At 69.5% G+C, this 6280-nt stretch carries 6 protein-coding genes; 3 read left to right on the top strand and 3 right to left on the bottom strand.

Annotated elements, in window-relative coordinates:
- Nucleotides 1-334 precede the first annotated feature (334 nt).
- Together mmuM and ABTZ89_RS34050 are read left to right on the top strand one after the other, a co-directional pair.
- Nucleotides 335-1231: a homocysteine S-methyltransferase gene (gene mmuM, locus ABTZ89_RS34055; protein ID WP_351052592.1), complete on the top strand. Its 897-nt coding sequence runs from the start codon at nt 335-337 to the stop codon at nt 1229-1231.
- A 58-nt stretch (nt 1232-1289) separates the two neighbouring features.
- A complete protein-coding gene (locus ABTZ89_RS34050; protein WP_351052589.1) occupies nt 1290-2024 on the top strand; it encodes an SAM-dependent methyltransferase in 735 nt (244 codons plus the stop codon).
- Here the strand turns inward: ABTZ89_RS34050 and ABTZ89_RS34045 are convergent.
- The 3 genes from ABTZ89_RS34045 to ABTZ89_RS34035 all read right to left on the bottom strand — a co-directional run bounded on the left by ABTZ89_RS34045 (nt 2021) and on the right by ABTZ89_RS34035 (nt 5851).
- A complete protein-coding gene (locus ABTZ89_RS34045) occupies nt 2021-3214 on the bottom strand; it encodes a YncE family protein (protein WP_351052587.1) in 1194 nt (397 codons plus the stop codon). The two genes, ABTZ89_RS34050 and ABTZ89_RS34045, sit on opposite strands and share 4 nt — an antisense overlap.
- A 161-nt stretch (nt 3215-3375) precedes the next feature.
- A complete protein-coding gene (locus tag ABTZ89_RS34040; protein WP_351052585.1) occupies nt 3376-4806 on the bottom strand; it encodes an alpha-amylase in 1431 nt (476 codons plus the stop codon).
- A gap of 115 nt (nt 4807-4921) precedes the next feature.
- Nucleotides 4922-5851 (bottom strand): carbohydrate kinase family protein, encoded by a 930-nt coding sequence (locus tag ABTZ89_RS34035; RefSeq protein ID WP_270949504.1) that lies wholly within the window; start codon nt 5849-5851, stop codon nt 4922-4924.
- Nucleotides 5852-5988: 137 nt separating this feature from the next.
- Between ABTZ89_RS34035 and ABTZ89_RS34030 the strand changes: the two genes are divergently transcribed.
- On the top strand, nt 5989-6258 hold the full coding sequence (locus ABTZ89_RS34030; RefSeq protein WP_351052582.1) for an RNA-binding S4 domain-containing protein: 270 nt from the start codon (nt 5989-5991) through the stop codon (nt 6256-6258).
- Nucleotides 6259-6280: the final 22 nt, after the last annotated feature.

The following is a 6280-nucleotide window of genomic DNA, read 5'->3' as shown; positions in this document are numbered from 1 at the left end:
CTCCGGCGCTCCGATTTCCATTGAAATTGCGGATGTTGTCCACAGGACCCGGAACCTGTCCACAGGTGTCGGTGTGTCGGGACCCGACACACCGACGCACGTCGGTCGACCGCTCGAGCCCGTCCCCTCGCCCTGCCCGAGCACACCCGGCACACCGTTGTCCAGTGAATTTCACAGTTTCAATTGAAACTGCGATCCGCCGTGGGTGGGGTGCGCAGTTTCAATTGAAACTGCGGTTCGGGCGCGGAACGCGAGGAACCTTCCGGTGGAGTCGGGCGGTGCGAGGTGGATCGCGTGGTCGTGCGGGGTGGGGAGTCGCACTACGCTGGGTGGCATGAACGCGTTCACGCTGGGTGGGGCGACCACGATCCTGGACGGCGGTCTGGCCACCGAGCTGGAGGCGCTCGGGCACGACCTGTCCGATTCGCTGTGGTCGGCCCGGCTGCTGGCCGACTCGCCGGAGGAGATCGTGGCCGCCCACGCCGCGTTCTTCCGCGCCGGGGCCGAGATCGCGACGACGGCCAGCTACCAGGCCAGCTTCGAGGGTTTCGCCGCGCGCGGCATCGAGCGCGAGGAGGCGGCGAAGCTGATGCGCCGCAGCGTGGAGCTGGCCCGGCTGGCCGGTGACGTCGAGCCGGGTCGGCACCGCTGGGTCGCGGCGTCGATCGGCCCGTACGGCGCGATGCTCGCCGACGGCTCGGAGTACCGCGGCCGCTACGGCCGCACCAAGCGCGAGCTGCGCGACTTCCACCGCCCGCGGATGGAGGTGCTGGCCGAGTCCGTCCCGGACGTCTTCGCCCTGGAGACGGTCCCGGACGTCGAGGAGGCCGAAGCGCTCGTCGACGCCCTCGACGGGCTCGACGTCCCGGCCTGGCTGTCGTTCACCACCAGCGGCGACCGCACGCGCGCCGGACAGCCGCTCGCGGAGGCCTTCGCGGTGGCCGAGCACGCGGGGATCATCGCGGTCGGCGTCAACTGCTCGGCCCCCGAGGACGTCCTGACCGCGATCGAAATCGCTTGCGGGACAACGACGAAACCCGTCGTGGTCTACCCGAACAGCGGCGAGAACTGGGACGCGCAGAAGCGGAGCTGGACCGGACGCCCCCAGCTGTCGCCCGCCCTGGCGCGCACCTGGCGCGATGCCGGCGCCAGCGTGATCGGCGGCTGCTGCCGGGTCCGCCCGGAGGACATCTCCGCGATCGCCGAAGCCCTGATCGACCCGGAGCGCTGAAAACCGGTTGCCGTCGAACGGCAGCGCGCTCCAAGCTGGGATCGGCGAAGGAGCGCGCATGGAACCGGAATTCGATGCTGAAGGCCTGTTCGACGACGACTACCTGTACTTCTACCAGGACCTGATCGATCCGCGCAGCGATGCCGAAGCGGGCCAGATCTGGGACCTGCTCGGCCTCGAACCGGGGGCGGAGCTGCTGGACCTGGCCTGCGGGCACGGCCGGCTGGCCAACCCGCTGGCCGCGCTCGGCTGCCGGGTGACCGGCCTGGACAGCGCCGGAACGTTCCTGGAGCACGCCCGCGCCGACGCCGCTGCCCGCGGTGTCGAGGTCGACTACCGGCTGGGCGACATGCGCGAACTGCCCTGGACCGACCGGTTCGACGCGGTCATCAACTGGTTCACCGCGTTCGGCTACTTCTCCGACGAGGGCAACCGCGAGGTCCTGGCCCAGGTCCACCGGGCGCTGCGACCAGGTGGGAGGTTCGCGATGGAGCTCAACAACCTCGCGAACCTCCTCCCCCGCTACCAACGCGACGTCGTCCGCACCCGGGGCGAGGACATGGCGATCGACGAGCACCACCTGGACCCGGTCACCCTCCGCTCCCACGTGCGGCGAACGCTGATCCGGGGCAGCGAGCGGCGAACGGTCCGCTACTCGGTCCGCCTGCTCACCGCCCCGGAACTGCGAACCTGGCTGGCAGAAGCCGGTTTCCGCGAAATCGAGATCCTCGGCGAGGACGGCGGAAGGCTGACCACCGATCACCGCCGGATGATCGTCACCGCCCGCGCCTAGCCGGCCAGGACGTCGGTGGGGACGGCGTAGCCGCGGACCCGTTGCGGGTGGTCGCCGACCGGGATGCGGGCCACTTCGGTGGATCCGTCGAAGTCGACCACGGTGATGTCGTCGCTGTCGCTGTTGGACAGCACGCAGTACCGGCCGTTCGGGGTGGCCGCCGCCCAGTAGGGCTTCTTGCCGGTGGGGATCAGGGCGTCGGTGGTCAGGCTCGGCACCGAGACGATGGCCGCGTAGTCCGACACCGTGCCCGCGTCGCACAGCTTCGTGCCGTCGCCGTTGAGCGCCAGCCCGTGGTGCGCGGAGTCCAGCGGGTACTCGTCGCGCCGGAGCTTCTTCGCGTCCTCGGACAGCGGCAGGTGCACGGTGCGGGTGATCCGCTTCTCGACCAGGTCGTACTCGACGAACCCGTGGTGGAAGGACAGCTGCGCGTACATGGTGCGCCCGTCGGGCATCACCAGGAACGGGCGGATCCCGACCCCGAAGTCGATCACGTCGGTGACCTGGTTGGTCGCGGTGTCCACAATGGTCAGCCAGCGGTTGCCCTTGAGCGGGTCCAGCGCGGGCTCGTCGGGCATGATCACCCGGCCGATGGTGGCGTTGTAGAGCGTCCGGCCGTCGGCGGAGTACCTGTTCTCGTGCGGGAAGTCGCCGGTCGGGAAGTTGCCGACGACGGTGCCGGTGGCGGGGTCGAGCAGTTCCACCTGGTTCGCGGTGGTGGCCGACACCGCCAGCTGGGAGCCGTCCGGCGACAGCGCCATGTGGTCGGAGCGGTAGCCGCTGACGTCGGTGCGCCACACCTGCCTGCCGGAGTCGATCTCGTAGGCCGCGACGTCGCCGAGGCTGGGCCGCGAGACGTACATGGTGCGGCCGTCCGGGGACACCGCGATGTCGTCGACCAGCTGGTCGTGGCCTTCGCCCGCGGTGTTGCGGATGACGGCCATCGCGGCGTGCTCGTCGGGCGTCATCTCGGCGAGCCGCTGCTGGAGGTCGGGGACGACGTCGATGCGCTGGTACTTGCCGAAGTGCTCGGCGTCGACCAGGTCGACCGTGCCGTCCCAGTTGTTGCCGACGAACATGACGTCCCGCTGCGGCTCGGCGGCCGCCGGTGGAACGGGAGCGAGCGCGATCAGCGCCGCGACGCCGATCGCGCTCAGCCTGGAAATCCTGACACCACGCGGAGTCCGCATCCGAACCGCCCTTCTGCCGCCAAGTGGACAACCCACCCAACGAATATGAGACCGATTCAGATATGGTCCGGCGCCAATTCGGCCGGTCAAAGCCGTGAGCACTTTCCGGGGCTATCACCCCGCAAAGTGCTCACAGCCCCGCTGACCTGGCCGAACAGTCCTCAGAGCTTCGCGCCGACGTGCAGCGCGATGCCGGAGTTCGGCGCGACCGCGGCGTCGAACCGGCCGTCCTCCCCGACCTCGACGGTCGCGCCGGTGCACGACCCGTTCACCAGCTCCCCGCTCATCACGTCGCAGTAGGTCCCGGCCGGCAGCGAGCTCTGGAAGGTCTGCGACAACTCGCCGCCCTCCCGGTTGAGCGCCACGAATCCCTTGTCCCCGCGCCCGAAAGCGACCTGCCCGCCGCCGTTGTCCCACCAGTTCACCAGGTCGGTGCCCTGCACCGCGCCGTGGAACCCGGCCATCCCGGCGATGATCGGCCGCCGGTGCTCGCACACCCACGCGGAATCCTCGCAACTGGCAGCCTTCGTCGTCCCGTCCGCCTCGGCGGGCGGCCCGGCATCGGCGTTGTCGAAGGCGAAGCTGGAGATCAGCTGCGGAGTCCCGTACGGGTAGGCGAGCTCGAACGCGACCGACAGGTCGTAGGTGACGCCGTCCTTGTAGGTCAGGATCGGCGAGCTGCGCTGCGTGTCGTGGTTGTCGATGAACACCACGGCCTGATCGCTGGGCAGCGACATCCGCTCCGGCAGGTTCGCCAGCTGCGCCAGCGACCCGTCCCGGAAGGCGTTGGCGACCACGCCGTAGTAGCCGAACTCGGTGACATCACCGTTGCCGGTGTACTCCCCCGCCGTCGTCGTGCTGTCCCCGATCACCTCCTGGAAGACGTACGGCCGCGCGCCGGTGCCCGGAACGTTCTGCAGCGCACCGAAAACCGCGCCGACGTCCTCCGGCGGCATGTGCTTGACCCCGTCCACCCGGAACCCGGAAACCCCCATGCCCACCAGGTCGTTCAGGTAGGCGATCTGGGTGTTGCGCACGTGCTCGGACTCGGTGGCCAGGTCCGCCAGGCCGACCAGCTCGCAGTTGCGCACCTCCCACTTGTCCTCGTAGTTGCTGATGTCGCGGCGACAACCGTGGAAGTCGGCGTCGGAGTACACGCCGGGGTAGTCGTACTTGTCGTAGGTCGAGCCACCGCTGCCCGGCCCGCTGGCGTCCGAACTGCCGGCGCTCATGTGGTTGACCACCGCGTCGACGTAGACCTCCACGCCCGCGTCGTTGCAGGTCCGCACCATCGAGGCGAACTGCTCGCGGTCGCCGCGGCGGCTCTTCAGCTGGTAGCTCACCGGCTGGTAGTCCTGGTACCAGGGATAACCCTTGTCGCCGAGCACCACGTGCTCCTGCGGCGGTGACACCTGGACGGCACCGAATCCCTTGGGGCCCAAGAAGTCCGCGCACTCCCGCGCGATGGATTCCCACGGCCACTGGAACATCTGGACGATCGGTCCGCGCACCGGAGCGGACTCCGCGGTCGCGGCGGGCACCATCGACGCTCCGCCGACCGCCGCGGCGAGCGCGAGCAACACCAATCGCATGACAACCTCCTCAGCGTGGAGCGGTCGTCATCGATCACATTTTCTTGCGCGAGTTAAGTCAACATGCCAGCAGAACCTGGCATGAACTGGTCAAATCCCTGCAAAATTTTGCAGGCTAAGCCAGCAGCGATGCCACTTCCACCGCCGCCGCGGCCCCGTAGGCGTCGGTGAAGCGCCGCAGCGCGCGCCCGTGGTCGAGGCTCCACTCCTGCGTCCCGGTCACCTCCAGGACGTGCACCGCGATCAACGACCCCAGCTGCGCGGAACGCTCCCACGACAGTCCTGTTTGGACACCGGCGAGGAAGCCCGCCCGGAACCCGTCGCCCACCCCGGTCGGATCGACCCGGCCGCGGTCCGGAACCGCAGGCACCAGCAGCCGTTCGCCGTCACGACCCACGACCTCCGCACCCGACGCGCCGAGCGTGGTGATCCGGACGCCGACCCGGTCCTGCACGTCGGACTCGGTCCACCCGGTCTTCTGCAGCAGCAGACCCCACTCGTACTCGTTGGTGAACAGGTACTCCGCGCCGTCGACGACCCGCCGCACCTGCTCGCCGTCGAGCCGCGCCAGCTGCTGCGACGGGTCGCTGGCGAACGGGTAGCCGCGCTGGCGGCACTCGTCGGCGTGCCGCAGCATCGCCAGCGGATCGTTCGGGCTGATCAGCACCAGGTCGACGGCGGCGCGCGCGAGCACCGGCTCCAGCTCGACGTTGCGGGCCTCGGCCATCGCCCCGGCGTAGAAGGACGCGATCTGGTTGAACTCCTCGTCGGTGGTGCACACGAACCGCGCGGTGTGCGCGACCTCCGAGACGTGCACGCCCGAGCAGTCCACGCCGTTGCGCTCCAACCAGGAGCGGTAGTCGGCGAAGTCGTCGCCGACCGCGCCGATCAGCACCGGGCGTTGCCCCAGCAGGCCCAGCGCGAAGGCGATGTTGGCCGCCGCTCCACCCCGCCGCACCACGAGGTCGTCGACCAGGAAGCTCAGCGAGACCTGCGCCAGGTTGTCGGCGACGAGCTGGTCGGTGAACCGGCCGGGGAAGTGCATCAGGTGATCGGTGGCGATGCTGCCGGTGACGGCGACGGGCACGACGACCTCCCAGGTGTCGCAGCAGGTGAGCGCACGCCGAGGGTAACGCCGCCGGGGGCGCCCGGCCGCCGCGCGCGACGGCGGACAATGGGCGCATGCGCGATGTGGAGATCCGGGACGACATGATCCGGCTCGGTCAGCTGCTGAAGCTGGCGGGCCTGGTCGAGGACGGCGCGGAGGCGAAGGAGGTCCTCGAAGAGGGGCTGGTCGAGGTCAACGGCGCGGTGGAGACCCGCCGCGGCAAGCAGATCGTCGACGGCGACGAGGTCGTCCTCGGCCCTGAGATCATCCATGTTGTCACCGGTACGGTTGGAGGCGATCAGATCGATCAATCGACCGACAATTCGGGGAGCGCGAAGCGATGAGCGCACGAGGACGCGCGGGAGA

The organism is Saccharopolyspora sp. NPDC002686, assembly GCF_040295745.1.
GTDB classification, from domain to species: Bacteria; Actinomycetota; Actinomycetes; order Mycobacteriales; family Pseudonocardiaceae; genus Saccharopolyspora; species Saccharopolyspora oryzae.
The sequence above is the reverse complement of the archived record's forward strand: the minus strand, read 5'-3'. Positions and strand labels throughout refer to the sequence as shown.

Coding starts and splice junctions, on each gene's coding strand:
- mmuM (WP_351052592.1), top strand. CDS start 335: ATGAACGCGTTCACGCTGGGTGGGGCGACCACGATCCTGGACGGCGGT.
- ABTZ89_RS34050 (WP_351052589.1), top strand. CDS start 1,290: ATGGAACCGGAATTCGATGCTGAAGGCCTGTTCGACGACGACTACCTG.
- ABTZ89_RS34045 (WP_351052587.1), bottom strand. CDS start 3,214: ATGCGGACTCCGCGTGGTGTCAGGATTTCCAGGCTGAGCGCGATCGGC.
- ABTZ89_RS34040 (WP_351052585.1), bottom strand. CDS start 4,806: ATGCGATTGGTGTTGCTCGCGCTCGCCGCGGCGGTCGGCGGAGCGTCG.
- ABTZ89_RS34035 (WP_270949504.1), bottom strand. CDS start 5,851: ATGCACTTCCCCGGCCGGTTCACCGACCAGCTCGTCGCCGACAACCTG.
- ABTZ89_RS34030 (WP_351052582.1), top strand. CDS start 5,989: ATGCGCGATGTGGAGATCCGGGACGACATGATCCGGCTCGGTCAGCTG.